This is a genomic window from Duganella violaceipulchra (assembly GCF_019166075.1).
Lineage (GTDB): Bacteria > Pseudomonadota > Gammaproteobacteria > Burkholderiales > Burkholderiaceae_D > Rugamonas > Rugamonas violaceipulchra.
This window is the reverse complement of sequence record NZ_JAHTGR010000010.1, coordinates 234,382-260,347: the sequence shown is the minus strand read 5'-3', so window position 1 is coordinate 260,347 and position 25,966 is coordinate 234,382. Positions and strand designations below refer to the sequence as shown.

The following is a 25,966-nucleotide window of genomic DNA, read 5'->3' as shown; positions in this document are numbered from 1 at the left end:
ACGTGTCGGCACGTATCCTGATCATAGAAGACAACGCCACCAACATGGAGTTGATGGTGTACCTGTTGCGCGCCTTCGGCTACCTGCCCTTGTCGGCCAGCGATGGCGAGGCCGGCGTCGCCGCCGCGCGGCGCGAAGTGCCGGACCTGATCATCTGCGACGTCCACCTGCCCAAGCTGGACGGCTACGGCGTGGTGGCCGCGCTCAAGGCCGACCCGGCGCTCCGGCACATCCCGACCCTGGCCGTGACGGCGCTGGCGATGGCCGGCGACCGCGAGAAACTGCTGGAGGCCGGCTTCGACGGCTACATCGGCAAGCCGGTCGAGCCGGACAGCTTCGTCAAGCAAATCGAGTCTTTCTTGACCGGGGCCGTGTCGACCCCGGTTAAAAACGACATCGCCACCATCCTGATCGTCGACGACCACGTCCTGAACCGCGAATTCCTGATGACCTTGCTGGGCTACGGCGGCCACCGGCTGCTGGAGGCGGCCAACGGCGCCGAGGGCCTGACCATGGTGCGCGCCGAAAAGCCCGACCTGGTGATCTCCGACATCCTGATGCCGAACATGGACGGCTACGAGTTCGTCACCCGCCTGCACAGCGATCCGCAGACGGCCGACGTGCCGGTGATCTTCTACACCGCCACCTACCGCGAGCGCGAGGCAATGGCGGTGGCGCAGTCCTGCGGCGTGCGCTGGGTGCTGCCCAAGCCGTCCGATCCGGAAGTGATACTGCGCACCGTGCACGAGGCGCTGGGCCTGGCCGTGGTGGCCGAGGACGAGCAGATGCCGTCGTTCGCGCCGGAGCCGCCGCAGGAAGGGCGCTTCCACAACATCGACGACAAGGTGGCCGAATACCTGGGCGAGCTGGAGTCGAGCAGCCAGCTGCTGTCCAAGTTCGCCCACGAGACCGACGAGGCGGCGCCGGAAAACCTGACGCGCATGACGCAGCGCCTGACCAGTTCGCTCTCCAGCCTGCAGGCGGTGAGCCTGCGGCTGACCGCGCTGATCGAGCTGGGCATCGAGCTGGGCGCCGAGCGCGATCCGGGCGCGCTGGTGGAGATCGGCTGCCGGGTGGCGCAGAACATCTGCGTGTCCAAATACGCCTGCATCGGCGTGCTGGAGCCGGGCGCGGCCGAGCTGGCCTACTTCGCCAGCTGCGGCGCCGGCGTGCCGGCCCGCCAGATCGCCCTGGCGCCGCGCGCCGGCGTGCTGCGCGGCCTGCTGGAACAGCGCCAGGCCTGCCGCATCAACGACCTCAACGGCGACCCGGCCGGCATCGGCCTGCCGCCCAGCCATCCGCCGGTGCATTCCTTCCTCGGCGTGCCGATCGCCTCGCGCGAGCGCATCCACGGCTGGCTGTACCTGGTCGACAAGCTGGGCGCCGACGGCTTCTCCGAGGTCGACGAACGCGTCGCCGCCACGGTGGCCGCGCAAATCTCGGTGGCCTACGAAAACCTGCTGCTGTACGACGAGATCAAGCGCCACCACGCCCAGCTGACCCTGGACATGAACGCCCGCATCCGCCTCGACGAAGACCTGCGCCGCTTCCGCCTGGCGATGGACGCCACCGCCGACGCCATCTTCCTGGTCGACCGCGCCGGCATGTGCTTCGTCGACGTCAACGTCACCGCCTGCCGCATGCTGGGCTACGAGCGCGAGGACTTCCTCAAGGTCGGCCCCAACAAGTCCATCGAGGGCGAGCTGAACCGCCTGGAAGAGCTGTACGACAAGCTGCTGGCCGGCGACCAGAGCGGCGCCATGACCGAGCTGCTGCTGTACCGCAAGGACGGCTCGCCGCTGTCGGTGGAAGTGCAGCGGCGCACCTTGCGTTCCGGCCCCAGCTGGATACTGGTGGCGGTGGCGCGCGACATCACCGAACGCAAGGAGGCCGAGCAGCGCCTGCTCAAGCTGGCCCACTTCGATACGCTGACCGGCCTGCCCAACCGCAGCCAGTTCTACGATTCGCTGAGCCACTCGCTGCGCCAGGCCAACGACCACAAATGGTCGCTGGCGGTGCTGTTCCTCGACGTCGACCGCTTCAAGAACGTCAACGACACCCTGGGCCACACCATCGGCGACGAGCTGCTGCGCCAGTTCTCCAGCCGGCTGGTCGACTGCCTGCGGGTGCGCGACACCATCGGCCGCTTCGGCGGCGACGAGTTCGCCGCCATCCTGATGCTGCCCGAGGGCGCGCAGAACGCCATCGCCGTGGTCGACAAGATCCGCGAATCGATGCGGCGGCCGTTCGACCTCAAGGGCCATGAAGTGACGGTCACGGCCAGCATCGGCATCGCGGTCTACCCGGACGACGGCGCCGATCCCGACACCCTGATCCAGTACGCCGACACCGCCATGTACCGCGCCAAGGAGGCGGGGCGCGACGCCTTCCGCTTCTTCACCGCGGAGATGAACGCGCAATCGCTGGCGCGGCTGGACCTGGAGAACGCGCTGCGCCGGGCCATCGACAACGAGGAATTCGTGCTGCACTTCCAGCCCAAGGTCCACATCGGCACCGGCCGCATCAGCGGCGCCGAGGCGCTGATACGCTGGAAACGGCCGGGCCACGGCATGGTGTCGCCGGCGTTGTTCATTCCCATCCTGGAAGAGACCGGGCTGATCGTGCGGGTCGGTACCTGGGTGCTGCACGAGGCCTGCCGCAAGATCGCGCTGTGGGGCAAGTCCGGCGTGGGCGCGGTGCACCTGTCGGTCAACGTCTCGGGCATCCAGTTCTTCGTCGGCGGGCTGGAGGAGGAGGTGCTGAAGGCGATCAAGGAGCACGACATCGCGCCCGAACTGCTGGAGCTGGAGCTGACCGAGAGTTCGCTGATGTCCAACGCCGAAGAGACCATCACCGTGCTGCAGAACCTGAAGGCGCTGGGCATCCAGATCTCGATCGACGATTTCGGCACCGGCTATTCCTCGCTGGCCTACCTGAAGCGCTTCCCGATCGACAAGCTGAAGATCGATATCGCCTTCGTGCGCGAAGTGACCAGCAACCCGGACGACGCCGCCATCGTGCTGGCCATCATCAACATGGCGCACAGCATGAAGCTGGAGGTGATCGCCGAGGGCGTGGAAAAGGATGCGCAACTGGCCTACCTGCGCCGCCACGGCTGCGACGAGATGCAGGGCTATTACTTCAGCCGTCCGCTGCCGGAAGACGACTTCGAAACGATGTTGCGCGAAGGCCGCTTCCTGCAGGCGCCGGCCGATGAGAACGTGGTCGAGCAGCAGACCCTGCTGATCGTCGACGACGACGCCTTCATGCTCGACGTACTGACCGATTTCCTGTCGCAGGACGGCTACCGCATCCTGACCGCGCAGACCGCCGCCGAGGGCTTCGACATCCTGGCGCAGAACCGGGTGCAGGTGATCCTGTGCGACCAGTGCATGCCCTTGATGAGCGGCACCGAGTTCATGGAGCGCGTCAAGAACCTGGCGCCGGACACCTTCCGCATCATGCTGTCGGCCTACGCCGACCTGACGCCGATCATGGCCGCCATCAACCACGGCGCCATCGACCGCTTCTACACCAAGCCGTGGAAGGGCGCGGTGCTGCGCGAGAACATCCGCGAAGGCTTCCGCCTGCACGCGCAGGTGCACGGCGGCCACGCGCCGGCGTTGCCGTTGCAGCCGATTACCGAAGACATCAGGGAGTGAGTTTGGGCCTGCTCGATTTTTTCACGTCCACGCCTACCGAAGAGAAATTTGCCCGACTTGCGCTGAAGGCCTTCGCCGACAGCGGCCACGCGGGACCGCTCAGCTATGACGCCAGCGAATTCCGCCTGGTCGGCGGCAGCGGCAGCGCCGAGATCTACAACCTGCACAACGCCTACCGCGACTACTGCGACGCCCGGCGCGGGCAGCGGCCCGAGGTGCTGGCCCACTATATCCGCAGCATGCAGGCGCCGGCCATGCCGGCCACCTTTGCCGAGGCGCGCGCCGGCCTGCGCCCGGTGCTGCGCGGGCGCTCCATGCTCGAGTACATGCGGCTGATGCACGCCGGCCAGCGCGCGACGCAGCCGTTCAAGCAAGGCTCGGCGCCGTTCAGCGCGGACAGCGTGCTGATGCTGGCCTACGACAGTCCGCACTCGATCCAGACCCTGTCGCACATCGCGCTGTCGGACTGGGGCGTGACCTTCGACGAGGCGCTGTCGGCCGCGCTCGACAACCTGCGCGACATGACGGTGGCCAACTTCGTGCGGGTGGCGCCCGGCCTGCTGCAGGCGGCCTGGGACGATTCGTATGAAGCCTCGCGCATCCTGCTGGCCGACCTGTTTTTCCGGCTGGAGGTGGGCGGCGATCCGGTGGTCATGATCCCGACCCGCAACCGGCTGCTGGTGGCCTCGTCCAACGACAGCGCGGCGCAGCTGGCCATGCTGGCCTTGTCGCGCAGCTACGCCAGCGAGGAGGGACGCAGCATTTCCGCGCTGATGTACCGCTTCGAGCAGGGCAAGGCGGTGGCCTACCTGCCGGCGGACGCCGAGGTGCAGGCCGAGCTGGCGCAACTGAAAAAAATCTACCTGGCCGACGATTACGCCTCGCAAAAGCAGTTGCTGGACAAGGCCAACGAGGAGAACGAGGTCGACATCTTCGTCGCCACCTGCCAGCTGGTGCAGAAGAAAGACAGCGGCCGCCTGATCAGCTACGGCGTCTGGACCGAGGGCGTCGACACCCTGCTGCCGGAGGTGGACCTGGTGGCGCTGGTGCGGCCCGACGCTGGCCGCGAACACGGCGCCGGCGCCCCCAAGCTGGTGGCCTGGGACGATCTGCGCGCCAGCATCCAGGAGCTGACGCACAGTGTGGAGGGCTACCCGGCCCGCTACCGCCTGCGCAACTTCCCCAGCCAGGACCAGTTCGATGCGCTGACGGCACGCGACTTCTGAATGATTGCCTCCGAGGGAAATTAATTGCCTTGAATATTTTCTGCGACAATGCTGGATTGATAACATTGTGTGCGGGGCGGAAATGAGGGGAATGTTAGCGGCCATGTTGGCCTTGGCGATCGTGTCAGGCGATACGTTGGGCGGGCCATTGACCATAGACCAGGCGGTCGATCCGAGCGGTACGCGAGAGGTGAGCTTGTCACCTGATGGCAAACATCTGGTGAGCGTCATTTTCAATGGCACGAATTACGGATTGCTGCTCCATGATACGGACACTATGGCAGTACGAATACTGTCGACGGGCAAGCGGGTGACCGAAGGATTTTGGACGTACAACAAAATGCCGCGCGATGTCACTTGGGTAGGGAATGATCTGGTTGCGGTGGACTACGGCATCGAAGCCGAGTCGATCAACCTCGCAGGAAAGAAAGTTGCCGAGTTGGGTGAGCAGGTTATTGGCCCTGCGGAACGCGGAAATCCACTGTCTCCAAATCTCCTGGTCTATTCCAACGTTAAAGATGGCGACGTTGAGCTGGTTAACGCCCGTACCGGCGACGCTAAAAAACTCAGGCATCCCAGTGGGAAAGTCATTAAATGGGCGTTCGACCGGCGGGGGGAACTGCGCGCAGTCACGGTCGTTAACTCGGCGTTTTGGAAGGATGTCTCGACGGTTACCAACTGGTATAAATCGTCAGCCACGGCCGATTGGGAAAAGTTGGGTGAATTTAAATTGGCGGACGATTACTGGATGCCGATGTATGTACCTGACGAGCCGGACACGCTGGTAGTCTCTGCCCGTTATGGCCGTGATACCTATGCGATTTTCAGCTACGACACCAAGCGTCATGCAATTGGCGAAATGATGGCTGGTCATCCGACGCAAGATATCCTGAACGTCAGCGGCATCGATCAATCTTCATTCGAGCGCGTCACGACCGGCGGCATGACGCCTCAACAGATCTGGTTCGATGCGGCCTGGAGCCGTGTCCAGCAAACAATCGACCTGGCGCTACCCAACCGCATCAATCGGATTAGCGGCGATCCGAAAGGAAAGGTGCTTGTGTTTTCTTATGGCGATGTTGACCCCGGATGCTGGTATTTACTTGACCCGGAGGCCAACACGCTGCAACTGGTCGCCAGAGCTCGGCCCGCCATGAACGAAACGTCGCTGCGGCCGATGCAAATGCTGACCTATGCAGCGACGGATGGGATGACCGTGCCGGCATTCCTGACCCGTCCTGACGACAAGGCCCAACCGTCGCCGTTAGTGGTGCTGATTCATGGAGGACCCACTGCGAGGGACTACTGGAATTGGAACCAGGAAGTTCAGATTCTCGCAGCAAATGGTTATGCGGTATTCCAGCCGCAGTTCCGAGGCTCCAGTGGCTTTGGCCGGCGCTTTGAAGAAGCGGGATTTGGCCAGTGGGGTATGGCAATGCAGGACGATATCACCGCCGGGGTACAGCATTTGATCAAACAGGGCATTGTTGATCCCAAGCGCATCTGCATTGTCGGTACGAGTTATGGCGGCTATGCAGCATTATGGGGCTTGGCCAAGACACCGGACATGTATCGTTGTGGCGTCAGCTTCGCCGGTGTTTCGGACATCGAGTATATGTTCAAGGACAGTTCGGATACATCGGGCGACAAGGTCTCCCGCGAGTTGATGCTGACCCGTATCGGCGATGCCAGACTCAATAAAGAACAATTCGATCAAGTATCGCCGCTCAAGCATGCGGACCGAATTTCTGCTCCCGTGTTGTTGATGCACGGCGAGGAGGATGTGCGCGTGCCGATAGCTCACGGTGAGAAAATGAAACGTGCACTGGAACAGCAAGGCAAAAAGGTGCAATGGCTGACCTTTGAGCGTGAGGGGCACGGGCTGTATTACATCAGCAATCAAGTCACTTATTACGAAACGCTGCTGCAATTTCTTAACAAATATATTGGAGCGGACGTCCAGCCGCCGAAAGAATAGATACCGCATAAGCTAACGCGAAACGATACCTTCCGGCGCCGCCGCTTTCCCCTTACGCTGATGCGCAAAGGAGAACTGCATGAGCGAACTGAATCCACACGAGGACCAGCACTGGGCCGAGTTGTTGTCGCCGCGGCGGCGCAGCGTGCTGCGCGGCGGCGGACTGGCGGCGGCGTTTGCCGCGTCCGGCATTGCCGGCAAGGCGCTGGCGGCCGACGGCAAGAGCCCCTGGGGCGAGGACACCTGGAAGGAAGCCACCACCCGCCCGGCCAGCGTGCGGCCGGGGGAGCAGGTCTTGCCCACCAGGCCGCGCGCCTACAGCGACATCAAGAGCTATCACGCCCACATTTATTTTGACGAGGACAACTTCCACAAGGCGGCGCTGTTGCACAAGTGGGTGGCCGAGCGCTTCGTCGTCGAGCTGGGCAACTGGAACCTGGCGCCGCGCGGCCCGCATGTGACGCCGTCGTTCTACTTCGGCTTCAACAACGAGCAGCTGCAGGTGGTCGTGCCGTGGTTGCAGCTCAACAGCCTGGGCCTGACCATCCTGATCCATCCGAACACCGATGACCCGCGCGCCGACCACCTGTACTACACGCTGTGGGTCAACCGTTCGCAGCCGGTCAATGCCTACGCGATGCAAAAGCCCGCTCCCGGCGAGCCAGCGGTCGAGCAGATTTTTCCCAACACTAAACCCACGCTGAGGCCCGAGACCTAGCCCATCAGCAAAAATCTGGCTTACTATCGAGCTTGTGATGGTCGAGTTCGAGGTTGAAGATGCGCATGATGTCCAGTTTGTCCATATTGCTGCTGTGCGCCGGCCTGGCGTCCGCCGCGCCGGACACGCCTGCGCTGAAGATCTACGGCATGGACAGCAAGCCGATCAGCTACGCCGAGACCGGCCAGCCGGCCGGCCTGGCGGTCGAGCTGGCGCACCGCATCCAGGACAAGCTGGGCCGCCATGACGCGATCGACATCGTGCCGTGGGCGCGCGCCCAGACGCTGGCCGAGGCCGGCCCCAACGTGATGTTGCTGACGGTGGTGCGGACCCCGGAGCGCGAGCGCCAGATGCAGTTCGTCGGCCCGATCTTCACCTCGCGCGTGGTGGCCTACGTGGCCAAGGGGAGGCTGGCCGCGCTGCAGCGGCACGATCCCGGCCTGTACAAGTCGCACGCCGGCGCGCGCCGCGGCAGCATCTTCGTCAACCTGGCGCGTGGCCTGGGCTTCAACGTCACCGACGAAACCAATAGCTCCGAGATCGCCGCCAAGATGCTGATGAGCGGCCGCTTCGACCTGTGGTTCGACGGCGAGGAACTGATGCCCGGCGCCATGGAGCGGGCCGGCCACCGTCCGGACGAGGTCGAGGTGGCGCTGCGGCTGGGCACGGCCGAGGTGTATTTCGCTTTTTCCAACGGCACGCCGAAAGAGCTGGTCGAGGCCTGGGCCGGCGCGCTGCGCGAACTCAAACGGGACGGCAGCCTGTCGAAGCTCCAGCGCAAGTGGCTGGCCGCGCCGCCCGAGCATTAGAAAACGTGCTCTAGTTTTGCCGACTACAATCGAATCCCGGCAATGCACACTTGGGAAGTTCACATGGCAAAGAAGTTGAAGCGCAATGAAGACCAGCAAACCGCGGAAGTGGTCCGCATGTCCTCGCAGGAGATCTGGCAGGCCGGCCTGAGCGCCTTCGCCAAGGCGCAGGAAGAGGAGGGCAAGTTCTTCTCCATGCAGCTGTTCGAGGAGCGCGTGCTGCGCGCGCTGAGCTCGATCGGCGTGCCGACCGCCGGCGAGGTGGCGGCGCTGCACCGGCGCATCGACGAGCTGAGCTTGCAGGTGGCGGCGCTGCGCGCGGCGGAAAAACTGAAGAATAGCCGGCGTTAGCCCGGTTTGGCCGCATCTTGCGGCATCTGGGCGGCATGTGCGCGTAAAAGCACGCACGGATGTTTCTAAGATAGTCTCATCGGTGTTATGCTTGCAGGAGAATAAACAGAGGTTTCCTTGCTATGCTACAAAAAGCACCCCGCCGTACCCGCGAACGCATACTCGAACTGTCGCTGCGCTTGTTTAATGAATTCGGCGAACCCAACATCACCACCACGGTGATCGCCGAGGAGATGAATATCTCGCCGGGGAATCTGTACTACCATTTCCGCAACAAGGACGACATCGTCAACTCGATCTTCGTCCAGTTCGAGGCCGAGATCGAGCGCATCCTGACCGTGCCCAACGGCCGCCGCTCGAACATCGAGGACGTCTGGCTGTACCTGCACCTGATGTTCGAACTGATCTGGCGCTACCGCTTCTTCTACCGCGATCTCAACGACCTGCTGTCGCGCAACCGCAAGCTGGAGCTGCACTTCAAGCAGATCCTGGCGCACAAGATCAAGGTCGCCAAGCAGCTGTGCGAAGACCTGCGCAGCGAAAAATCGCTGGAAGCCTCCGACAACGCCATCGACGCCATGGCCACCAATATGGTGGTGGTGGCGACCTATTGGCTGTCCTACGAATACGTGCGCAACCCGCGCAAATACAGCGAGCAGCAATCGATGGCCGACGCGCTGGCGCGCGGCTGCTACCAGGTGCTGTCGCAGATCGGCCCCTACCTGCGCAACGAAACCAGTTTGCTGTTCCAGAAACTGTCCGAAGAATACCTGAAGAAGCTCAAGTAAGCCGACGGAGACTGCCATGGCGTGGAACCCCTTTCCGTACCCTGATCCCGCATACCAGTACACGCAGGCCAGCCTGGAGGCGGCCTGGCCCGTGCTGCATGGCGGCGACCAGGAGCCGTTCCCGTCCAACCCGCTGCTGGTGCAGGCCTGGATCGCCTTCCATGCCGGCGAGTTCGAGCGGGCCGCGCGGCTGGGCCTGGACGTCGGCGTGAACGGCTATTCGGTGGCGCACAAGGCCATCTGCATCTACGCCCATTACCTGGAGCGCAGTCCGCAGAAAAAGCTGGCCACCTTCGAATGCGTGGCCGAGCGCTGCGAGCGGCAGCAGCTGGAGCAACCCCATAATTCGTCCGGCTACTACTGGCATGCATATGCGCTGGGCCAGTATTCGCAAGGGATCTCGGTGGTCAAGGCGCTGGCGCAGGGCCTGGGCGCCAAGGTGCGCAACAGCCTGGACAAGGCGATCCGCCTGGCGCCGCTGCGCTCCGACGCCCACATCGCGCTGGGCGTCTACCACGCCGAGATCCTCGACAAGGTGGGCGCCATGATCGGCGGCCTGACCTATGGCGTGAAAAAAGAAGAATGTTATAAACAGTTTCAGACCGCGCTGGCGCTGGCGCCGGAGTCGGCAATCGCCAGGGTCCGCTACGCGCGCGCGATGCTCATGTTGGAAGGTAAAAGGAAGCAGGCCGAAGCGATCAGCCTGTGTGAGGAAGCCGCCCGCTGCGCCATCCACGATGCGATGGAACGGCTAGACGCGGACGCGGCCAAACGAGAACTGGAAGAGGAAAAACAGTAGTGAAAGCTATTTGCGTGTATTGCGGCGCCAACGCCGGTGTGAGTCCTGCCTATGCCGAAGCGGCCCGCGCCTTGGGCCGGGCCCTGGTGGCGGACAACCTGTCGTTGGTCTACGGCGGCGGCAACGTGGGCCTGATGGGCATCATCGCCGATGAAGTGCTGCGCATGGGCGGCGAGGTGACGGGCGTGATCCCGACCGCGCTGGTCGAGCGGGAAGTGGGCCACACCGGCTTGACGCGCCAGTTCATCGTCAAGGACATGCACGAGCGCAAAGCCATGATGGCCGAGCTGGCCGATGGCTTCATCGCCATGCCGGGCGGCATGGGCACGCTGGAGGAACTGTTTGAAATGCTGACCTGGTCGCAGCTGGGCATCCACGCCAAGCCGATCGGCTTGCTGAACGTGGACGGCTTCTATGACGGCTTGACCGGCTTCATCCAGCACGCCAGCGCGCAGGGCTTCATCCGTCCGCAACACGCGGCGTTGATGATGTCGGCGTCGGAACCCCAGGCCCTGCTGCAACTGCTGAAGGCTTAGCTCTGGCGCGGGAAAATAATTTTCTCCGGGACCGATCCGTTTGGCAGCGCATCGTCGTCTTACAGGGTACAGGCCCGATAGGCGGGCCTACTTAAGCCGAGGCGAACCATGACTACCCTGATCCTTCCCCTGACCGTCGATCCTGCCAACCAGAGCAAAGTGCTGGACATGTTGCGGGACAATATACACACCGTGATCCGCACGCTGGACGGCTGGATCGCCACCAACCTGATCGCGACCGCGGACGGGACTCGTATCGTCATCCATTCCCAATGGCGGGACGCCGCCGCGGTGAAGGCGATGCAAACCGACCCGCGCATGGTCGCTTATTATCCGAAGCTCGCCGCGCTGGCGACGATCGAGGCGATCATGGGCGACGTGGTCCATGCGGCCAAGCCCTGAACCGCCGGTTATCATCAACCATGGACGACGCCATGCCTGAATTGGAAAAACTGCTCGGCGAGATGCGGCCCAGGCTGCACCGCTATTGCGCCCGCATGTGCGGATCGGTGATCGACGGCGAAGACATCGTCCAGGATGCGCTCGCGAAGGCATATGCGGCGCGCGCATCATTTGGCGGGCTGGATCATCCCCAGGCCTGGCTGTACCGGATCGCCCATAACGCCGCGCTCGATTTTCTGCGGCAGCGTGCGCGCCTGCCGCCGATGGAGGCGGAAGATGAACTTGCCTCCTTGGCGACCCCCGACGCTCCCGACCCCGAGATCGCCGCGACCTGCCTGCGCAGCTTCATGCGGCTGCCGGCCTTGCAGCGCAGCGCGGTGATCTTGAAGGATGTGCTGGGCCACTCCGTGGGCGAGGCGGCGGCGATCACCGGCGCCAGCGAACCTGCCGTCAAATCGGCCTTGCAGCGGGGGCGCGAACGGCTGCGGGCGGTGGCGGGTGAAGCCGCCGAGCCGGCCTTGCCCGGCGTCGACGGGGCGCTCGGCGCCCGCCTGGTCGCCTATGTGGACGGCTTCAAGGCCGGCGATTTCGACGGCGTGCGCGCCATGCTGGCCGAAGACGTCCGACTGGAGCTGGTGACCAAGCTGCGCCGCCACGGCAAGAGCGAGGTCAGCGACTACTACGGCGCCTACGCGGCCGCCGTGCGATGGGCGTTTGCCGCGGCCCTGGTGGAGGGGCGCCCCGCGATGCTGGTGTTCGATCGCGAGGTGTCGCTCGATGCGCCAGCCTATTTCGTGGCGTTTGAATTTGCCGGTGGCCAGGTCGCCGGCATCCGCGACTTCCTGTATGCCCGCTATGCGATGGACGGGGTGGAGATACGGCCGCTGCTTACGCCGCCTGGCTCCACAGGCGCTTGCCCGACGCCTCAAGTTCCGTGAGGTACAGGCGCAGGTCGAACTCATACTGGTGATAATTCGGCTCCATGTAGGTGCACAGCTTGTAGAAGGCCTTGTCGTGCTGCTTCTCCTTGATGTGGGCCAGCTCGTGGACGGCGATCATGCGCAGGAATTCTATCGGCACCTCCTTGAACAGGGTCGCGACGCGGATTTCGTGCTTGGCTTTCAGCTTGCCGCCCTGAACGCGTGAGATGGAGGTGTGCAGACCCAGCGCGTGATTGATGACGTGGATCTTGTTGTCGTACTCGACCTTGTTGATCGGCTCGGCGTTGCGCAAATGTTCATTTTTCAAATCTTGCACGTACTGGTAGAGCGCCTTGTCGGTGCGCAGCTCGTGCGCCTTGCTGTAGCGTTTGAGCAGCACTTCGCCCAGGCGGTTCTGGGCCAGGAGTTGCGATACTTGCTGCTGGGTTTGTTCGGAATAGGCGCTGAGGTACTTCAGGGAGGACATGTTGGGCACGGCTGGAAGGAATCGAGGCGTGAATGTACCACACGCCATCACGGGTGCTCGTATTTTTGCGGCGTTTCCAGGCGCCGGAAGAACTCCTTCATCGCTTCGTTGTAGCGCAGCGCGGATTCCTTGCTGATCCAGCGCGCCTGCGCCTGCAGCAACACCGACGAGCCTTCGCGCGAGGCCAGCAGGGCGTCGATCTTCTGGATGGCGCTGCGGCCCCATGCCGTGCGCGGGCAGGCGATGCCGCCGACGATCAACGCATCGGCGCCGGCCAGCGGGATCGCCTTGAGCCTGGCCAGCTGGGCGTCCGTCGACGCCGCATAGGCCAGCACGAAATCGTAGTCGATCGTGTAGTCGCCGCGATCCATCGTCATCATCGTGAAGATGGTCTTGCCGTAGTTGCTGGCGGCCAGGCGCTTGATGTTGGGACTGGCGGCGGGCTGCGCCAGCAGCGCATCGACGGCATGGCCATACGCCCGCTTTTCGATCACCACGCCGTGCAAGGCGGGGTTGTTCATCAGAGGGCCGGGCTCGGCCTCGTCCTTGGCGTTGAGCGGGATGGCGGCCAGCACCTCGGGCCGGATGATCAGTTGTGGCGGCGGCAGCAGGTAGGTATTGCGAAAGTAGGCAAACCGCTCGCGTTCCGGCGTGCGCAAGGCGCCGGTAAAGCACGCCTGTTCGCCAGAGGCGAGCATGGACCAGACGCGGTTGGGGTTGGCGTACAGGAAACGGTGGCTCGCCTCCGGCCACCTGGCGACGATGTATTTGACCAGCTGGTCGGCCATGCCGTCGGTCGGTTGGCCGTGGACCGGGATGCCGATGGGCGGGAAATCCGGCATCAGCCATGTCATGCTGTCGCCGGCCCGTGCCGGGCAGGCAAGGACTAGCCCGGCGGCCAGCAGCCCGGCAATACGGAAACTCGCCAATGTGCAGCGCACGTCCGGCCTCCATGCGTTGGGAGTGAAGCAGCTTCGATGCCTGTAACAGTAACCGAGTTCGCTGCCGCCGTCACCATAGACCGTATAGTCATTTCGGCATAGCGCAGTATCCCCTGCATCGCTATATAATCGAGTTTATTGCGATTCTCTTACTTAAAGGAAAAAACGATGCATGCATTGAAACTTGGCGGGGCGCTGGTGCTGGCGGCGGTGGGCGTGTCGGCGTCGGCGACCGATATCACGGTGTCGGCCGCGGCCAGCCTGAGCTATGCTTTCAAGGAAATCGGCGCCGCCTACGAGAAAGAGCATGCGGGCGACAAGGTGCAGTTCAACTTCGCCGCCTCCGATCCGCTGGTGCAGCAGATCGCCAAGGGCGCGCCGGTCGACGTGTTCGCCTCCGCCGACCAGGATGCGATGGACAAGGCCAACACCCTGAAACTGCTGGCCGCCGGCAGCCGCAAGAATTTCGCCAGCAACAGCCTGGTGCTGATCACGCCGCTGACCGCCACCCTGCCGATCAAGGGCATCGCCGATTTGCAGCAGGCCGCCGTCACCCGCGTGACGATGGGCAATCCGGCCAGCGTGCCGGTGGGCCGCTACACCAGGCATGCGCTGGAGCAGGCCAAGCTGTGGGCCGCCGTCGAGCCCAAGGCCATCTTCGGCGCCTCGGTGCGCCAGAGCCTGGACTACGTGGCGCGTGGCGAAGTCGATGCCGGCTTCGTCTACGCCACTGACGCCGCCGTGATGAAGGACAAGGTCAAGGTGGTCGCCACCGTGCCGACCGAAACCCCGGTCAGCTATCCGATCGCGGTGATCGCGGCCGGCCCGCAGGCCGCCGCCGGCCAGCAGTTCGCCGATTACGTGCGCTCGTCCACCGGCCAGGCGATCCTGGCCAAGTACGGTTTCGGCCGTCCGTAAGCGGTGGACGTGCTGCTCGCCGAACCGGCCTGGATCGCGCTGCGGCTGTCGCTGAAGGTGGCGTGCTGGGCGACCCTGGTGGACCTGGTGTTCGGCGTGGCATTGGGCTATCTGCTGGCGCGCAAGCGCTTTCCGGGGCGCGAGCTGCTGGATGCGTTGCTGACCTTGCCGATGGTGATGCCGCCCACCGTGCTCGGCTATTACCTGCTGGTGCTGATCGGCCGCCACGGCGTGATCGGCGCGTGGCTGCAGCAGACGTTCGGCATCAACCTGATTTTCACCTGGCAGGCGGCGGTGATCGCGGCGGCCGTGGTGGCGTTTCCGCTGGTGCTCAAGGGCGCGCGGGCGGCGTTTGAAACGGTCGACACGCAACTGGAGCAGGCCGCCAGGGTGCTGGGCATAGCGCCGTTCGGCGTGTTCCTGCGCGTGACCTTGCCGCTGGCCTGGCGCGGCGTGCTGGGCGGCACCTTGCTGGCGTTCGCGCGCTCGATGGGCGAGTTCGGCGCGACGCTGATGGTGGCCGGCAGCATCCCCGGCAAGACGCAGACGCTGTCGATCGCCGTGTACGAAGCCGTGCAGGCCGGGCAGGACGACAGCGCCAACCTGCTGGTGATCATTACCTCCGTGGTCTGCATCGTGGTGCTGATCGCGGCGAACAAGTTGACACCCAACCGCAACCCGCAGGCCTGACCATGCAAATCAATATCGACATCGCCAAGACCCTGCGTTCCGGCTCGCGGACGTTTGAGTTGCGCGCGCAACTGGCGTCGGACAGCCGGCGCATCGTCGTCCACGGCCCGTCGGGCGCGGGCAAGAGCTTGCTGCTGAAGGCGGTGGCCGGGCTGATGACGCCCGACAGCGGCCGCATCGAGGTGGCGGGGCGCAGCCTGTTTGACAGCGGCAAGGGCATCGACCTGCCGGCGCAGCGGCGGCAGCTGGCCTATCTGTTCCAGGATTACGCACTGTTCCCGCATCTGAACGTGCGGCAGAACATCGCCTTCGGCTTGCAGCGCGGCTGGCGCAATCCGCTGGCGCGCGTGGATGGCGCGGCCGTCCGCTACTGGCTGCAGGCGTTCGAGCTGGACCATGTGGCGCATCAGTTGCCGCATCAACTGTCCGGCGGCCAGCGCCAGCGGGTGGCGCTGGCGCGCGCGCTGGCGCCGGAGCCGGCGGCGCTGCTGCTGGACGAGCCGTTCGCTGCGCTCGATCCCGGCCTGCGCGAACGCATGCGCGCCGAGCTGGACGCGCTGCAACGTCGCCTTAACATTCCGATGATATTGATCACCCACGATCCAGAGGACGTGCGCGCTTTCGGCGAGCACGTGCTGCGCATGGAAAATGGTAGCATGGCCGACGTCAAGGACCTGGAACCCGTGGAGCGCAATGAAGCCTGAAGAACACGCAATGGCATTGCAGGGCAATGTATGGCTGACCGTCGGCGGTCAGAAGCTGGGCGGGCAGGACCGGATGGCGCTGCTGGCGGCCATCGCCGAACAGGGCTCGATCACGGCCGCGGCCAAGGCGGTCGGCATGAGTTACAAAGGCGCGTGGGACGCCATCGAGGCGATGAACAACCTGGCCGGCGAGCCGCTGCTGGAACGCGTGGCGGGCGGCAAGGGTGGCGGCGGCACGCGGCTGACGGCGCGCGGCGCGCAGCTGGTGGAAAATTTTCGCAAGATCGACGCCGAGCACCGCAAGTTCGTGGCGCACCTGAGCAGCCAGTCGCATGCGCTGGCCGACGATTTCTTGCTGATACAAAGGATGAAGATGAAGACCAGCGCGCGCAATCAGTTCAGCGGCACCGTGGTCGCGCTCAAGCAGGGCGCGGTCAATGACGAGGTGGCGCTGGAGATCGTCGGCGGCCAGTACATCATCGCCACCATCACCCGCGACAGCAGCGATAGCCTGGGTCTGGCGATCGGCGACGAAGCGTTTGCGCTGGTCAAGGCTTCGTCGGTGATCGTGGTGACGGAGATGGGCGGCGCCAAATTTTCGGCGCGCAACCGCTTGACCGGCAGGGTGACGCGGGTGCAGGTGGGCGCCGTCAATACCGAGGTCAGCATTGAACTGCCGGGCGGCGGCGCCATCGCCGCCATGGTCACCCGCGACAGCGGCGAAACGCTGGCGCTGGAAGTGGGCATGGAAGCGAGCGCCATCTTCAAGGCGTCCAGCGTGATCCTCGGCACGCCGGCCTGATCACGTGTCGAACTGGGCGAAGCGCGCCGGCGTGACGCCCAGGATGCGGCGGAACAGCGCGATAAAACTGCTGACGCTGTCATATCCCAGGCTGAGCGCCACCGTCGTCACCGAGGCGCCGCCGTTCAGCAACTCCATGCCTTTTTGCAGCCGCGCCACCTGGCGCCACTCCACCAGCGACATGCCGGTCTGGTCGCGGAAGTGGCGCGTCAGGCTGCGGCGCGACCAGCCCAGCTTGGCGGCCCAGGCATCGAGATCGGTCTCGTCGGCCGGATCGTCGGCGATCGCCGCCGCCATCGCCTGCAGCCGTGGATGGCTGGGCATGGTCAGGTGCAGCGGCTCTTCGTCGGCCGCGTGGACCTCGTCCAGGAACACCGTCATCAGCCGCCGTCCGGCGGCGTCGGCCGGCATGCCGCCGGGCCACGCGACCATGCGTTCCAGCAGCGACGCGGCCAGCGCCGACATGCGCATCACGCGTGAGCGCGGCGGCAGCTCGGCGCACAGCGAGGGCGCCAGATGGATGGTATAGCCGGCCAGGCCCGGCTTGAAGGTGCTGGCGTAGGCCGTGGCGCCGTGCGGCATGTCGGGCGGTATCCAGCCCAGCCGGCCGCGCGGTAGCACCTGCCGCACGTCGCCGGCCTCGACCACGATCACGCCTTGCAGCGGAATGTACAGCTGGCCTTCCGGGTGGTGATGCACATGCTTGATGTTGCTGGTGTTGTGGTCGGCGTGCTGCGCGGCCACCATGATCGGCATCTCGTCCGTCAGCCGCTTGTCGCCATAGTAGTTGCTACCCATATTTTGGCCCGATTGCGATATTACTTGTCTGTCGCCAGTTAGTCAGGAGTTGAGTTATCTGGCAATCTAGGACTTTAGCTTATAGCAAGGAATCGGCATGACTGCAATCGATACGGAAGAAGTGCTGGCGCTGCTGCGCGAGGCCGGCGCCGGTCTGTGCGCAACCTTTTGGCGCCATGAGCCGGTGATGGAAGTGGACGAGATGATGACGGCGTTCCGCCGCATCGACGGCGCCGCCAACGCCGGGCTGAAGCGGGCCCTGGGCCGCCGCTATCCCGCCATCGGCTGGCTGGAGGACGAGCTGGGCGACACGGTGGCGGAGGATGCGGAAACCGCCGCCCTGGCCGAGCGCGGCGAGTACTGGATCTGCGACGCCATCGACGGCGCGGCGCAGTTCCTGCGCGCGATACCGAGCTGGTCCATGTCGCTGACCTTGATGCGCGAGGGCGTGCCGGTGTTCAGCGCCATCTTCGACGCCGTGCATGACGAGATGTTCCATGCGGGGTGGGGCCACGGTGCCTATCGCAACGGCGAGCGCATCCGCGTGAACGGCCGCGCCAGCCACTATCAGGGCATCGTCGCCACCAGCCAGCCGCCGTTTGCCGGCCGCGACCGGCGCGCGGTGCGCCAGGCCGGCGCCGCGCTGAGCGTCATGCTGCCCGATGTGGCTGCGGTGCGCAGTCCGGGCGCGACCTCGCTGCAACTGGCTTATGTCGCGTGCGGCCGCCTCGACGGCTACTGGCAATTCGGCGATGATGGCTTCAATTGCATCGGCGGCGCGCTGCTGGTGCGCGAGGCCGGCGGGCACGCGACCCAGGTCGATGGCAAGCCCTACGGCCTGGGTGCGCTCAGCATGGCCGCCGCGGCGCCCGGTGCGCATGCCTCCATGCTGCTGCGCTTGCGGCAAGCGCTGGAGGCCTAGGCGGAAGGGCGCCGCCGCGCCTGCCCGCTTGACGCCAATTAACGTTCGGCGACTTTACCGCCTTGCTGGTTGCCTCCCTTGGAAGATTGTTCGGACCCGGCGCCGCGCGTGCCGTTGGCGGCGGTTTTCTCGGCGTTGGCGCGGGCCGCGGACTGCCGGCTTTCCCCACCTTTACGGCCGATCTGCGCCATGTGCTCGCGGTCGCGGCTGACCGCCTCGCCGCCTTTCTGGCCGGCCCGGCGCGCTTCCTCCGAATCGAATTCATGGGCCGTACCTTTTTGGTGGGCCGCCTGTCCGCCCTTGCTGGCAATGGCGCGCTGGGTTGCTTCGTCCATCGCCGCAAAGCCACGTTTGGCCGTGCCTTTCGGCTTGCTTTGATCGTTACCTGAATTACTGGCCATAAGACCTCCTCATGAGTGTTATGAAATGTCGTCAGGGTTCCCCGAGCCGCCAGCCCTGAAGCCGGCTGCTCTGCATGGTTAGAGATTTAATGTTGACGAAAGTTCCACAAGAAGGCGATTAATGGCGCAGTTCGCTCGCCATCTGGTACTTGGACATCTGCTCGGCGGTGCGCGCGGTCTGTTCCGAGGCCTGGTGCATGATTTCCTCGGCCACGTCGGTGGCGGCGCGGCGCACGGCCGGCATGTGGGTGGCGGCCGTTTGCGCCAGGCTGGAGTTGGCGCGGCTGAGGATCTCGACCAAGTGTTGCTGGTAGTTTTGCAGCGCGCCCCAGCCCGGGGTGAGCTGGGCGCCGACGGCGGAACCCAGTTGCGCCGCGTCCTTGCTGGCCATCACCCGTTGGGTGTTGGCGCCGAATTCGGCGATCAGGTCGCGGCCAAACTGCGTGTTCAGTTCGCTCAGGCTTTGCAGCGCTTCCAGCGTGCGCTGGGTCATGTCGGTGTAGAGCGTGATCAGGATGTCGATGTGCGATTTGATCGCGGGTGGGATGGTTTGGGGGAACATGATGCGTCCTCGTCGTGGTCCTTCAATGAAAAACGCCGGGCTTGCGGCCCGGCGGTGTGTGCAGCCGAAGGATAGACGCGGCCAACGCCAAATAAGTTCCGCGGATTTATTCGGCGGCCACCTGCAGCACCAGCTTGCCGAAGTTCTTCCCTTCGAACAGCATGTTCAGTGCTTGCGGGAAGTGTTCCAGGCCCTGCACGATGTCTTCCTTGCTCTTGACCTTGCCTTCCTTCATCCACTGGCCCAGCGCGGCGATGCCCAGGTGGTAGCGGTCGGCGTAGTCGAACACGACGATGCCTTCCATGCGCGCGCGGTTCACCAGCAATGACATGTAGTTGGCCGGGCCCTTGACCGGCGTGGTGTTGTTGTACTGCGAGATGGCGCCGCAGATGACGATGCGCGCCTTCATGTTGATGCGGGTGAGTACGGTGTCGAGGATGTCGCCGCCGACGTTGTCGAAGTAGACGTCGACGCCGTTCGGGCAGTGTTCCTTCAGGCCGTCCTTGACCGAGCCGCCCTTGTAGTCGATGCAGGCGTCGAAGCCCAGTTGATTGACCACGAAATCGCACTTGTCCTTGCCGCCGGCGATGCCGACCACGCGGCAGCCCAGCTGCTTGGCCACCTGGCCGACGGTCTGGCCGACCGCGCCGGCCGCGCCGGACACCACCACCGTCTCGCCGGCCTTGGGCTGGCCCGATTCGATCAGGCCGAAGTAGGCCGTCATGCCGGGCATGCCCAGCGTGTTGAGGTAGGTGGGCAGCGGCGCCAGCCTGGCGTCGACCTTGCGGAAGCCGTGGCGCTTGTCGCCGGCCGGGCCGACCCAGTAGCGCTGCACGCCGGTGCCGCCCTGCACGTAATCGCCGACCGCGAAGTCGGGCGACTTCGACGCCACCACCACGCCGACGCCGCCGGCCCGCATCACCTCGCCGATGGCGACCGGCGGGATGTAGGATTTGCCTTCGTTCATCCAGCCGCGCATGGCCGGATCGAGCGACAGGTACAGCACTTTGACCACGACTTCGCCGTCGGCCGGTTCGCGCACCGGTTCGCTGACTTGCTGCCAGTCGCCGTCCTTGACCATGCCGACCGGACGGGCCGCCAGGCGGAATTGAAGATTTGTCTCGTTGATAGTCATTTTTGTATCCTCAAAGTGGAGTGTGACGATGAATATACCGTAAATTGAACGATCGTGCTATTTTTACGGTCTGCGCCCAGCCGTGCGACAATACCGGCCTTGTTAGACCTATAACGATGGTGGATATGAGCAATCCCGAATACATTTTGACACTCTCTTGCCTGGACCAGCGCGGTATTGTTCATCGCGTGTCGGGCTTCCTGGCCGACCACGGCTGCAACATCATCGACTCGGCCCAGTTCGGCGACAGCGAGTCGAAGCTGTTCTTCATGCGCGTGCACTTCGCGCTGGAAGACCGCAACGTCAACGACGACCTGCTGCGCGCCGATTTCGGCCTGCTGGGCGCGGAGATGAAGCTGGACTGGGAACTGCGCGACGCCCACTACAAGCCGCGCGTGATGCTGATGGTGTCGAAGATCGGCCATTGCCTCAACGATTTGCTGTTCCGCTACAAGAGCGGCTTGCTGCCGGTGGAAATTCCCGCCATCGTGTCCAACCACATGGACTTCTACCAGCTGGCGGCCAGCTACAATATTCCGTTCCACCACCTGCCGCTGGCGGCCGGTGCGCCACAGGAAGCCAAGCTGGCGCAAGAGTCCAAGATCATCGAGCTGATGAACTCGCACAACGTCGACCTGGTGGTGCTGGCGCGCTACATGCAGATCCTGTCGCCCGGCCTGTGCACGGCGTTGAAAGGGAAGGCGATTAATATCCACCATTCCTTCCTGCCGAGCTTCAAGGGCGCCAAGCCGTATGCGCAGGCGCACCACCGCGGCGTCAAGCTGATCGGCGCGACCGCGCACTTCGTCACCGGCGACCTGGACGAAGGCCCGATCATCGAGCAGGACGTCGAGCGGGTCGACCATTCGATGGACGCGGACACCTTGTCGGCCATCGGCCGCGACGTCGAGTGCGTGGTGCTGGCGCGCGCCGTCAAATGGTTTGTCGAACACCGCATTTTGCAGAACGGCGACAAGACTGTCGTCTTCAAATAAAAAACTAAAGAGATTCACTGATGGCCCTCAAAGCAACAATTTACAAAGCCGACTTGCAGATCGCGGACATGGACCGCAACTTCTACGAGACCCAGTCGCTGACGCTGGCGCGCCACCCGTCCGAAACCGACGAGCGCATGATGGTGCGCCTGATCGCCTTCGCGATCCACGCCAACGAAGCGCTGACCTTCACCAAGGGCCTGTTCGACGTCGAAGAGCCGGACCTGTGGCAGAAGGACCTGACCGGCGCGATCCAGCTGTGGATCGAAGTGGGCCAGCCGGACGAGAAGGTGATCCTGAAGGCCAGCGGCCGTTCGGAGCACGTTGTCGTCTACAGCTACGCCGCGACCAGCCACATCTGGTGGAAGGCGCTGGCCAACAAGGTCGAGCGCTGCAAGAACCTGACCGTGATCAACCTCGACGCCGACGCCGCCGAGCAGCTGTCCAAGATGGCCCAGCGCAGCATGCAGCTGCAATGCACGATCCAGGACGGCCAGATCTGGCTGACCGACGGCGTCACCACGGTGGAAGTCGGCCGCGAGACCTTCAAGGGCGAGCGTTGATATAATCGCTGGATGAAAAAAATCCTCACCGCATTGCTGCTGGCGGCCGCCAGCCCGCTGGCCCTGGCCCAGGTCGAAGTGCGCGACGCCTGGATACGCGCCACCGTGCCGTCGGCCAAGTCGACCGGCGTGTTCATGCAGCTGACGTCCAAGCAGGACGGGCAGCTGGTGGAAGTGCGTTCCAGCGTGGCGGGCGTGGCGGAGATCCATCACATGGAGATGGACGGCCAGATGATGAAGATGCACGCCGTGCCGTCGCTGGACTTGCCGGCCGGGCAGAACGTGGACCTGGCGTCCGGCGGCTATCATGTGATGCTGATGGATTTGAAGCGGCAGTTGAAGCAAGGCGAGACCGTGCCGGTCACGCTGGTGATCCGCAAGAAGGGCAAGCCGGCCGAGACCGTCGCCATCGAGGTGACGGTCAAGCCGCTGACGTACACACCACCGAAAGGGCAGTGATGAAAACGACTACCACCATGCTGGCGCTGGCTTTCTCTGCCGCGATGCTGGCGCCCGCGGCGCAGGCGCACGTGACGCTGGAACAAAGCACCGGCCTGGCCGGCAGTTTCCAGAAGCTGAGCTTCCGCGTCGGCCACGGCTGCGACGGCGCCGCCACCACGGGCTTGACCGTGTCGCTGCCGGAAGGCGCCACCAGTGCCAAGCCGATGCCCAAGGCGGGCTGGAAGATCAACGTCGGCGCCAGCGGCGGCGTGCAGGAAATCAGCTGGAAGGGCGGCCCGTTGCCGGACGCTTATTTCGACGAGTTCGTGGTGCAGGTCAAGCTGAGCGCGCAGCCGGGCAAGCTGTACTTCCGCATCGTGCAGCAGTGCGACAAGGTCAACGTGGCCTGGGACGAGATTCCCGCCGACGCCAGCGTCAAACTGAAGGCGCCGGCGCCAGTGCTGGAAGTGCTGCCGGCGCCCGCCGGCACGGCGCCGCACCAGCACTGAGCTGAAGCCGCGCGGATTTACTTCACCACCGCGCCGCCCTTCATCACCCACTGGACGCTTTCCAGCGTCTTCACATCTTTCAGCGGCTCGCCGTCGACCGCGATCAGGTCGGCGAACTTGCCCACTTCGATCGTGCCCACCTTGTCGGTCCAGCCCAGCAGCTCGCTGGCGTTGAGCGTGGCCGCGCGGATCGCCTGGATCGGCGTCATGCCCAGCTTGACCAGCGTGCCGAATTCGCGCGCGTTCAGGCCGTGCGGATAAACGCCGGCGTCGGTGCCGAAGGCGAGCGGCACGCCGGCCTTGATGGCGCGGGCGATGTTCAGGCGCGCGGTCGGCAACACCACCTTGGCTTTTTCCAACAGCGGCGGCGGCAGCTTGATGGCCTCGGCGTTGTCGATCAGCCAGTCGCCCAGGTAGACCGTCGGCACCAGCCAGGTCTTGTGCTCCTTCATCAGCTTGATGCCTTCGTCGTCGATGTAGGAGCCGTGCTCGATCGAGTCGATGCCGGCCAGCACCGCCAGCTTGATGCCGTCGCCGCCGTGCGCGTGGGCGGCGGCTTTGCGGCCGAGGCGGTGGGCGTCGCCGATGATGGCCTTCAATTCTTCCTGCGTGTACTGTGAGGTGCGCGGATCGTCGCCGAAGGACAGCACGCCGCCGGTGGCGCAGATCTTGATGACGTCGGCGCCGTACTTGATGTTGCGGCGCGTGACCTTGAGCGCTTCGGCGACGCCGTCGGCCACGCCGAGGCTGGTGATCTTGTATTCGGGGGCGTGCATGGTGTCGTCGCAGTGGCCGCCGGTGATGCTCAGCGCCGGGCCGGAGGCGGCCATGCGCGGGCCGGGCACGTCGCCGTCGTTGATGGCGTCGCGCAGGCCGATGTCGGTGTAGCCGTCGGCGCCGACGTCGCGCACCGTGGTGAAGCCTGCTTGCAGCGTCAGGCGGGCGTTCTTGGCGCCGGTCAGGGTGATGCGGGGGATGGATTTGGCGATGATGGAATAGCCGGCGTCCTGCGGATCGCCGGTCAGGTGGGTGTGCATGTCGATCAGGCCGGGCAGCAGGGTCTTGTTGCCGAGGTCGATGACCTGGGCGCCGTCGGGGATCGCCAGCCCGCTGCCGGCGGCGGTGATGCGTTCGCCGCTGACCAGCACCACGGCGTTGTCGACCAGCGCGCCGCTGCGCACGTCGAGCATGTGGGCGGCCTTGATGGCGGTGACGGCGGGCGGGGCGGCGGAGGCGGCGGAGCAGGCCAGCAGCAACAGCGGCAGCGTGTAGGTGCGGCGGACGGACATGGCGATAACGTTCAAGCGGATCTCCTTATGTGAGTTTCTTAGACGCGTTGGATTGATGCGGGCCAAACGGCGCCCGCCTAGCGTACCCGCGTCTTCAGGCGGGCGCTACAATTTTTTGGATGAACGCCCGCAGCGACGGGCTGGTTTGACGCGTTGGAATCTGTCGACCTTGCAGTCGGAATTCCCTGCGACTAGGATGGTTTTTGGGAGCCGCTTCGAGGAGGTAAGAGCCATGCCGTCTGACAAACAATTTAAAACGGTGGAAGAACTCTGGGATCACGAGGAAAATGAGCGCATTAGAGAAAACAGCGAAAAGATCGCTAAGAAGTTTGGGCTTCAAGATAGAGAGAAAAAGATACTGCATGAGGAGTTGAGGAGCGCCCGACACAGCGGAATGCGTGATGCGCTGTACACTGGCCGGATGAAGGGATATTACGAAGGCAGTCTGGATGGCCGGCAAGTGCTGGTAGAGATGCTGTACTGGCTACTTGAGAAATCCTGTGTAAATCTTCCACGGGAAACCTATAAAACGATTGCCCTAGCCGAACTTTTCGAATTGAGTGACTGGGTCCGGCAATTGATGGCTGGCGCCGAACCCAACGAGATATTTGACTGAGCTAGAATGAGCTGTTACTGCGGCGAACCACCCAGCCGCTTGATGGTGCCCGAGCCCATCACGCTCTTGCTCAGCTGCGGATCGCCGTAGTAGCTGATGTCGCCCGAACCGGCCACGCTCAGGTTCAGCGTCTGCCTAGCCCACACCGTCGCCTGGCCCGAGCCGCCGATGCTGACCGTGACATCGCGCGCCGCCAGCTGCCCGGCCTGCACCCGGCCCGAACCGCCGATCGACACCTGCAGGCGCTCGACATTGCCGCTGGCCTTGAGGTTGCCGCTGCCGCCCAGCGCGATCGCCACCGATTCGCTCTCCAGGTTGCGCACATTGATCGAGCCGGAGCCGCCCACATCAAACGTCAGGCTCTCGCCGCGCAGCTTGTCGGCTTCGACCGAGCCGGAGCCGGCCACGGCGATTTTCTCGATCGAACGGGCCTGCACCACGATCTTCATCGTGTGCGACTCCAGGTTGACGTCCTTGCGGGTCGAGCGGATGCGCAGGGTGCCGTTGTCGACCACGGTTTCGATCAGCGCCTGCAGATTGTCGTCGGTCTCGATGCTGATGCCTTCGGTGTTGCCGATGCGGAGCTCGACATTGCCGCCGAGGCTGGTCGCCAGCGAGGTGAAATGGCCGATCTCGCGGTTCTGCTTGACGATCTTGCCGCTGCCCTGCACGCGCTCGCCATGGAACCAGCTGAGCGGACCGGCCACGGCCACGCCGACCGGCGCGGCGACGGCCAGCAGGCCGGCGGTCAGGAACAGGGTGCGCAGCGCGCTACGGATGGATGGATTTGCCATGATGATCTCCTCTTGATGGTGGGTACGGCTCTTGAGGTTGGATACTACGGACTCGCTCCCGCCCACGAAACCCGGCTGCGACAGAGTGCAGCCAGCGCGGCACAGAATGCAGCAGCCGGGGACCAGACCGCGTCCGGCGGCGGGCACACGGCCGGCATGAGGTATCATTCGGGCTATCCCGCAACACCGTACGCTGCAACGCAGCACTTA

29 protein-coding genes are annotated in these 25,966 nt (G+C 64.3%); 21 read left to right on the top strand and 8 right to left on the bottom strand.

The window, feature by feature from the left end:
• The first annotated feature begins 2 nt into the window (after window positions 1-2).
• The 11 genes from KVP70_RS20015 (at window position 3) to KVP70_RS19965 (ending at window position 12,207) form a co-directional block, all read left to right on the top strand.
• Window positions 3-3,662, top strand: a complete 3,660-nt coding sequence (locus tag KVP70_RS20015; RefSeq protein ID WP_217943909.1) for an EAL domain-containing protein — start codon at window positions 3-5, stop codon at window positions 3,660-3,662.
• Window positions 3,659-4,888 (top strand): DUF1444 domain-containing protein, encoded by a 1,230-nt coding sequence (locus KVP70_RS20010; RefSeq protein ID WP_262311749.1) that lies wholly within the window; start codon window positions 3,659-3,661, stop codon window positions 4,886-4,888. The genes KVP70_RS20015 and KVP70_RS20010 overlap by 4 nt, the downstream gene beginning before the upstream one ends.
• A gap of 91 nt (window positions 4,889-4,979) precedes the next feature.
• Complete coding sequence (locus KVP70_RS20005) at window positions 4,980-6,866, top strand: alpha/beta hydrolase family protein (protein ID WP_229224944.1); 1,887 nt, start codon at window positions 4,980-4,982, stop codon at window positions 6,864-6,866.
• A gap of 79 nt (window positions 6,867-6,945) precedes the next feature.
• Complete coding sequence (locus KVP70_RS20000) at window positions 6,946-7,584, top strand: DOPA 4,5-dioxygenase family protein (protein ID WP_217943907.1); 639 nt, start codon at window positions 6,946-6,948, stop codon at window positions 7,582-7,584.
• Window positions 7,585-7,649: 65 nt separating this feature from the next.
• Window positions 7,650-8,393 (top strand): substrate-binding periplasmic protein, encoded by a 744-nt coding sequence (locus KVP70_RS19995; RefSeq protein ID WP_229224943.1) that lies wholly within the window; start codon window positions 7,650-7,652, stop codon window positions 8,391-8,393.
• Between the two features lie 63 nt (window positions 8,394-8,456).
• Window positions 8,457-8,744 (top strand): phasin family protein, encoded by a 288-nt coding sequence (locus tag KVP70_RS19990; protein WP_217943905.1) that lies wholly within the window; start codon window positions 8,457-8,459, stop codon window positions 8,742-8,744.
• Between the two features lie 122 nt (window positions 8,745-8,866).
• A complete protein-coding gene (locus tag KVP70_RS19985; RefSeq protein WP_166100382.1) occupies window positions 8,867-9,532 on the top strand; it encodes a TetR/AcrR family transcriptional regulator in 666 nt (221 codons plus the stop codon).
• A 16-nt stretch (window positions 9,533-9,548) separates the two neighbouring features.
• Window positions 9,549-10,331 carry a tetratricopeptide repeat protein gene (locus KVP70_RS19980; RefSeq protein ID WP_217943904.1) on the top strand — a complete coding sequence of 261 codons (783 nt, stop codon included), beginning with the start codon at window positions 9,549-9,551 and terminating at the stop codon, window positions 10,329-10,331.
• Window positions 10,331-10,867 carry an LOG family protein gene (locus KVP70_RS19975; RefSeq protein WP_217943903.1) on the top strand — a complete coding sequence of 179 codons (537 nt, stop codon included), beginning with the start codon at window positions 10,331-10,333 and terminating at the stop codon, window positions 10,865-10,867. The genes KVP70_RS19980 and KVP70_RS19975 overlap by 1 nt, the downstream gene beginning before the upstream one ends.
• Before the next feature lie 108 nt (window positions 10,868-10,975).
• Window positions 10,976-11,269 (top strand): putative quinol monooxygenase, encoded by a 294-nt coding sequence (locus KVP70_RS19970; protein ID WP_217943902.1) that lies wholly within the window; start codon window positions 10,976-10,978, stop codon window positions 11,267-11,269.
• 32 nt (window positions 11,270-11,301) lie between these two features.
• Window positions 11,302-12,207, top strand: coding sequence for a sigma-70 family RNA polymerase sigma factor (locus KVP70_RS19965; protein ID WP_217943901.1), 906 nt, complete (start codon window positions 11,302-11,304; stop codon window positions 12,205-12,207).
• Here KVP70_RS19965 and KVP70_RS19960 read toward each other — a convergent pair.
• Entirely contained in the window at window positions 12,158-12,676 is a 519-nt protein-coding gene (locus KVP70_RS19960; protein WP_217943900.1) for a M48 family metallopeptidase, read from the bottom strand. The two genes, KVP70_RS19965 and KVP70_RS19960, sit on opposite strands and share 50 nt — an antisense overlap.
• Before the next feature lie 47 nt (window positions 12,677-12,723).
• Window positions 12,724-13,617 (bottom strand): TIGR02285 family protein, encoded by an 894-nt coding sequence (locus KVP70_RS19955; protein ID WP_332844094.1) that lies wholly within the window; start codon window positions 13,615-13,617, stop codon window positions 12,724-12,726.
• 168 nt (window positions 13,618-13,785) lie between these two features.
• Between KVP70_RS19955 and modA the strand changes: the two genes are divergently transcribed.
• From modA to KVP70_RS19935, 4 genes are read left to right on the top strand one after another with little or no spacing between them, the layout of a single operon-like run.
• Complete coding sequence (gene modA, locus KVP70_RS19950; protein WP_217943898.1) at window positions 13,786-14,535, top strand: molybdate ABC transporter substrate-binding protein; 750 nt, start codon at window positions 13,786-13,788, stop codon at window positions 14,533-14,535.
• Between the two features lie 3 nt (window positions 14,536-14,538).
• A complete protein-coding gene (gene modB, locus KVP70_RS19945; protein ID WP_217943897.1) occupies window positions 14,539-15,225 on the top strand; it encodes a molybdate ABC transporter permease subunit in 687 nt (228 codons plus the stop codon).
• 2 nt (window positions 15,226-15,227) lie between these two features.
• Window positions 15,228-15,929: an ABC transporter ATP-binding protein gene (locus KVP70_RS19940; protein ID WP_217943896.1), complete on the top strand. Its 702-nt coding sequence runs from the start codon at window positions 15,228-15,230 to the stop codon at window positions 15,927-15,929.
• Complete coding sequence (locus tag KVP70_RS19935; RefSeq protein WP_217943895.1) at window positions 15,919-16,731, top strand: TOBE domain-containing protein; 813 nt, start codon at window positions 15,919-15,921, stop codon at window positions 16,729-16,731. Before KVP70_RS19940 ends, KVP70_RS19935 begins: the two co-directional genes overlap by 11 nt.
• Here KVP70_RS19935 and KVP70_RS19930 read toward each other — a convergent pair whose 3' ends face one another.
• Window positions 16,732-17,529: a helix-turn-helix transcriptional regulator gene (locus tag KVP70_RS19930; RefSeq protein WP_217943894.1), complete on the bottom strand. Its 798-nt coding sequence runs from the start codon at window positions 17,527-17,529 to the stop codon at window positions 16,732-16,734.
• A 97-nt stretch (window positions 17,530-17,626) separates the two neighbouring features.
• On the opposite strand from KVP70_RS19930, the gene KVP70_RS19925 reads away from it, so the two are divergent.
• Entirely contained in the window at window positions 17,627-18,451 is an 825-nt protein-coding gene (locus KVP70_RS19925) for an inositol monophosphatase family protein (protein ID WP_217943893.1), read from the top strand.
• Window positions 18,452-18,489: 38 nt separating this feature from the next.
• Here the strand turns inward: KVP70_RS19925 and KVP70_RS19920 are convergent, their stop codons facing one another.
• The 3 genes from KVP70_RS19920 to KVP70_RS19910 all read right to left on the bottom strand — a co-directional run bounded on the left by KVP70_RS19920 (window position 18,490) and on the right by KVP70_RS19910 (window position 20,549).
• Window positions 18,490-18,852 (bottom strand): KGG domain-containing protein, encoded by a 363-nt coding sequence (locus KVP70_RS19920; protein WP_217943892.1) that lies wholly within the window; start codon window positions 18,850-18,852, stop codon window positions 18,490-18,492.
• A gap of 118 nt (window positions 18,853-18,970) precedes the next feature.
• The gene (gene phaP, locus KVP70_RS19915; RefSeq protein ID WP_217943891.1) at window positions 18,971-19,414 is read right to left on the bottom strand and encodes a TIGR01841 family phasin; all 444 of its coding nucleotides are present in this window, start codon (window positions 19,412-19,414) and stop codon (window positions 18,971-18,973) included.
• A gap of 106 nt (window positions 19,415-19,520) precedes the next feature.
• Entirely contained in the window at window positions 19,521-20,549 is a 1,029-nt protein-coding gene (locus tag KVP70_RS19910) for an NADP-dependent oxidoreductase (protein WP_217943890.1), read from the bottom strand.
• A 125-nt stretch (window positions 20,550-20,674) separates the two neighbouring features.
• Between KVP70_RS19910 and purU the strand changes: the two genes are divergently transcribed.
• Genes purU through KVP70_RS19890 form a run of 4 tightly spaced genes read left to right on the top strand, consistent with a single transcriptional unit; the run spans window position 20,675 to window position 23,057 of the window.
• Window positions 20,675-21,544 (top strand): formyltetrahydrofolate deformylase, encoded by an 870-nt coding sequence (purU, locus tag KVP70_RS19905; protein WP_217943889.1) that lies wholly within the window; start codon window positions 20,675-20,677, stop codon window positions 21,542-21,544.
• A gap of 20 nt (window positions 21,545-21,564) precedes the next feature.
• Complete coding sequence (locus KVP70_RS19900; RefSeq protein ID WP_020705887.1) at window positions 21,565-22,107, top strand: YaeQ family protein; 543 nt, start codon at window positions 21,565-21,567, stop codon at window positions 22,105-22,107.
• 12 nt (window positions 22,108-22,119) lie between these two features.
• Window positions 22,120-22,566 (top strand): copper chaperone PCu(A)C, encoded by a 447-nt coding sequence (locus KVP70_RS19895; protein ID WP_217943888.1) that lies wholly within the window; start codon window positions 22,120-22,122, stop codon window positions 22,564-22,566.
• Window positions 22,566-23,057 carry a YcnI family copper-binding membrane protein gene (locus KVP70_RS19890; RefSeq protein WP_217943887.1) on the top strand — a complete coding sequence of 164 codons (492 nt, stop codon included), beginning with the start codon at window positions 22,566-22,568 and terminating at the stop codon, window positions 23,055-23,057. Before KVP70_RS19895 ends, KVP70_RS19890 begins: the two co-directional genes overlap by 1 nt.
• Window positions 23,058-23,074: 17 nt before the next feature.
• Here the strand turns inward: KVP70_RS19890 and KVP70_RS19885 are convergent, their stop codons facing one another.
• The gene (locus KVP70_RS19885; protein WP_217943886.1) at window positions 23,075-24,361 is read right to left on the bottom strand and encodes a Xaa-Pro dipeptidase; all 1,287 of its coding nucleotides are present in this window, start codon (window positions 24,359-24,361) and stop codon (window positions 23,075-23,077) included.
• 217 nt (window positions 24,362-24,578) lie between these two features.
• Between KVP70_RS19885 and KVP70_RS19880 the strand changes: the two genes are divergently transcribed.
• On the top strand, window positions 24,579-24,962 hold the full coding sequence (locus KVP70_RS19880; protein ID WP_217943885.1) for a hypothetical protein: 384 nt from the start codon (window positions 24,579-24,581) through the stop codon (window positions 24,960-24,962).
• A 14-nt stretch (window positions 24,963-24,976) separates the two neighbouring features.
• On the opposite strand, the gene KVP70_RS19875 is transcribed toward KVP70_RS19880, so the two are convergent.
• Window positions 24,977-25,756, bottom strand: coding sequence for a head GIN domain-containing protein (locus KVP70_RS19875; RefSeq protein ID WP_229224942.1), 780 nt, complete (start codon window positions 25,754-25,756; stop codon window positions 24,977-24,979).
• Window positions 25,757-25,966 lie beyond the last annotated feature (210 nt).

Bases quoted from the DNA above. Each gene is read 5' to 3' on its own strand.
- KVP70_RS20005 (WP_229224944.1), top strand. From the start codon at position 4,980: ATGTTAGCGGCCATGTTGGCCTTGGCGATCGTGTCAGGCGATACGTTG.
- KVP70_RS20000 (WP_217943907.1), top strand. From the start codon at position 6,946: ATGAGCGAACTGAATCCACACGAGGACCAGCACTGGGCCGAGTTGTTG.
- KVP70_RS19995 (WP_229224943.1), top strand. From the start codon at position 7,650: ATGATGTCCAGTTTGTCCATATTGCTGCTGTGCGCCGGCCTGGCGTCC.
- KVP70_RS19990 (WP_217943905.1), top strand. From the start codon at position 8,457: ATGGCAAAGAAGTTGAAGCGCAATGAAGACCAGCAAACCGCGGAAGTG.
- KVP70_RS19985 (WP_166100382.1), top strand. From the start codon at position 8,867: ATGCTACAAAAAGCACCCCGCCGTACCCGCGAACGCATACTCGAACTG.
- KVP70_RS19980 (WP_217943904.1), top strand. From the start codon at position 9,549: ATGGCGTGGAACCCCTTTCCGTACCCTGATCCCGCATACCAGTACACG.
- KVP70_RS19970 (WP_217943902.1), top strand. From the start codon at position 10,976: ATGACTACCCTGATCCTTCCCCTGACCGTCGATCCTGCCAACCAGAGC.
- KVP70_RS19965 (WP_217943901.1), top strand. From the start codon at position 11,302: ATGCCTGAATTGGAAAAACTGCTCGGCGAGATGCGGCCCAGGCTGCAC.
- KVP70_RS19960 (WP_217943900.1), bottom strand. From the start codon at position 12,676: ATGTCCTCCCTGAAGTACCTCAGCGCCTATTCCGAACAAACCCAGCAG.
- modA (WP_217943898.1), top strand. From the start codon at position 13,786: ATGCATGCATTGAAACTTGGCGGGGCGCTGGTGCTGGCGGCGGTGGGC.
- KVP70_RS19940 (WP_217943896.1), top strand. From the start codon at position 15,228: ATGCAAATCAATATCGACATCGCCAAGACCCTGCGTTCCGGCTCGCGG.
- KVP70_RS19935 (WP_217943895.1), top strand. From the start codon at position 15,919: ATGAAGCCTGAAGAACACGCAATGGCATTGCAGGGCAATGTATGGCTG.
- KVP70_RS19930 (WP_217943894.1), bottom strand. From the start codon at position 17,529: ATGGGTAGCAACTACTATGGCGACAAGCGGCTGACGGACGAGATGCCG.
- KVP70_RS19925 (WP_217943893.1), top strand. From the start codon at position 17,627: ATGACTGCAATCGATACGGAAGAAGTGCTGGCGCTGCTGCGCGAGGCC.
- KVP70_RS19920 (WP_217943892.1), bottom strand. From the start codon at position 18,852: ATGGCCAGTAATTCAGGTAACGATCAAAGCAAGCCGAAAGGCACGGCC.
- phaP (WP_217943891.1), bottom strand. From the start codon at position 19,414: ATGTTCCCCCAAACCATCCCACCCGCGATCAAATCGCACATCGACATC.
- KVP70_RS19910 (WP_217943890.1), bottom strand. From the start codon at position 20,549: ATGACTATCAACGAGACAAATCTTCAATTCCGCCTGGCGGCCCGTCCG.
- purU (WP_217943889.1), top strand. From the start codon at position 20,675: ATGAGCAATCCCGAATACATTTTGACACTCTCTTGCCTGGACCAGCGC.
- KVP70_RS19900 (WP_020705887.1), top strand. From the start codon at position 21,565: ATGGCCCTCAAAGCAACAATTTACAAAGCCGACTTGCAGATCGCGGAC.
- KVP70_RS19895 (WP_217943888.1), top strand. From the start codon at position 22,120: ATGAAAAAAATCCTCACCGCATTGCTGCTGGCGGCCGCCAGCCCGCTG.
- KVP70_RS19890 (WP_217943887.1), top strand. From the start codon at position 22,566: ATGAAAACGACTACCACCATGCTGGCGCTGGCTTTCTCTGCCGCGATG.
- KVP70_RS19880 (WP_217943885.1), top strand. From the start codon at position 24,579: ATGCCGTCTGACAAACAATTTAAAACGGTGGAAGAACTCTGGGATCAC.
- KVP70_RS19875 (WP_229224942.1), bottom strand. From the start codon at position 25,756: ATGGCAAATCCATCCATCCGTAGCGCGCTGCGCACCCTGTTCCTGACC.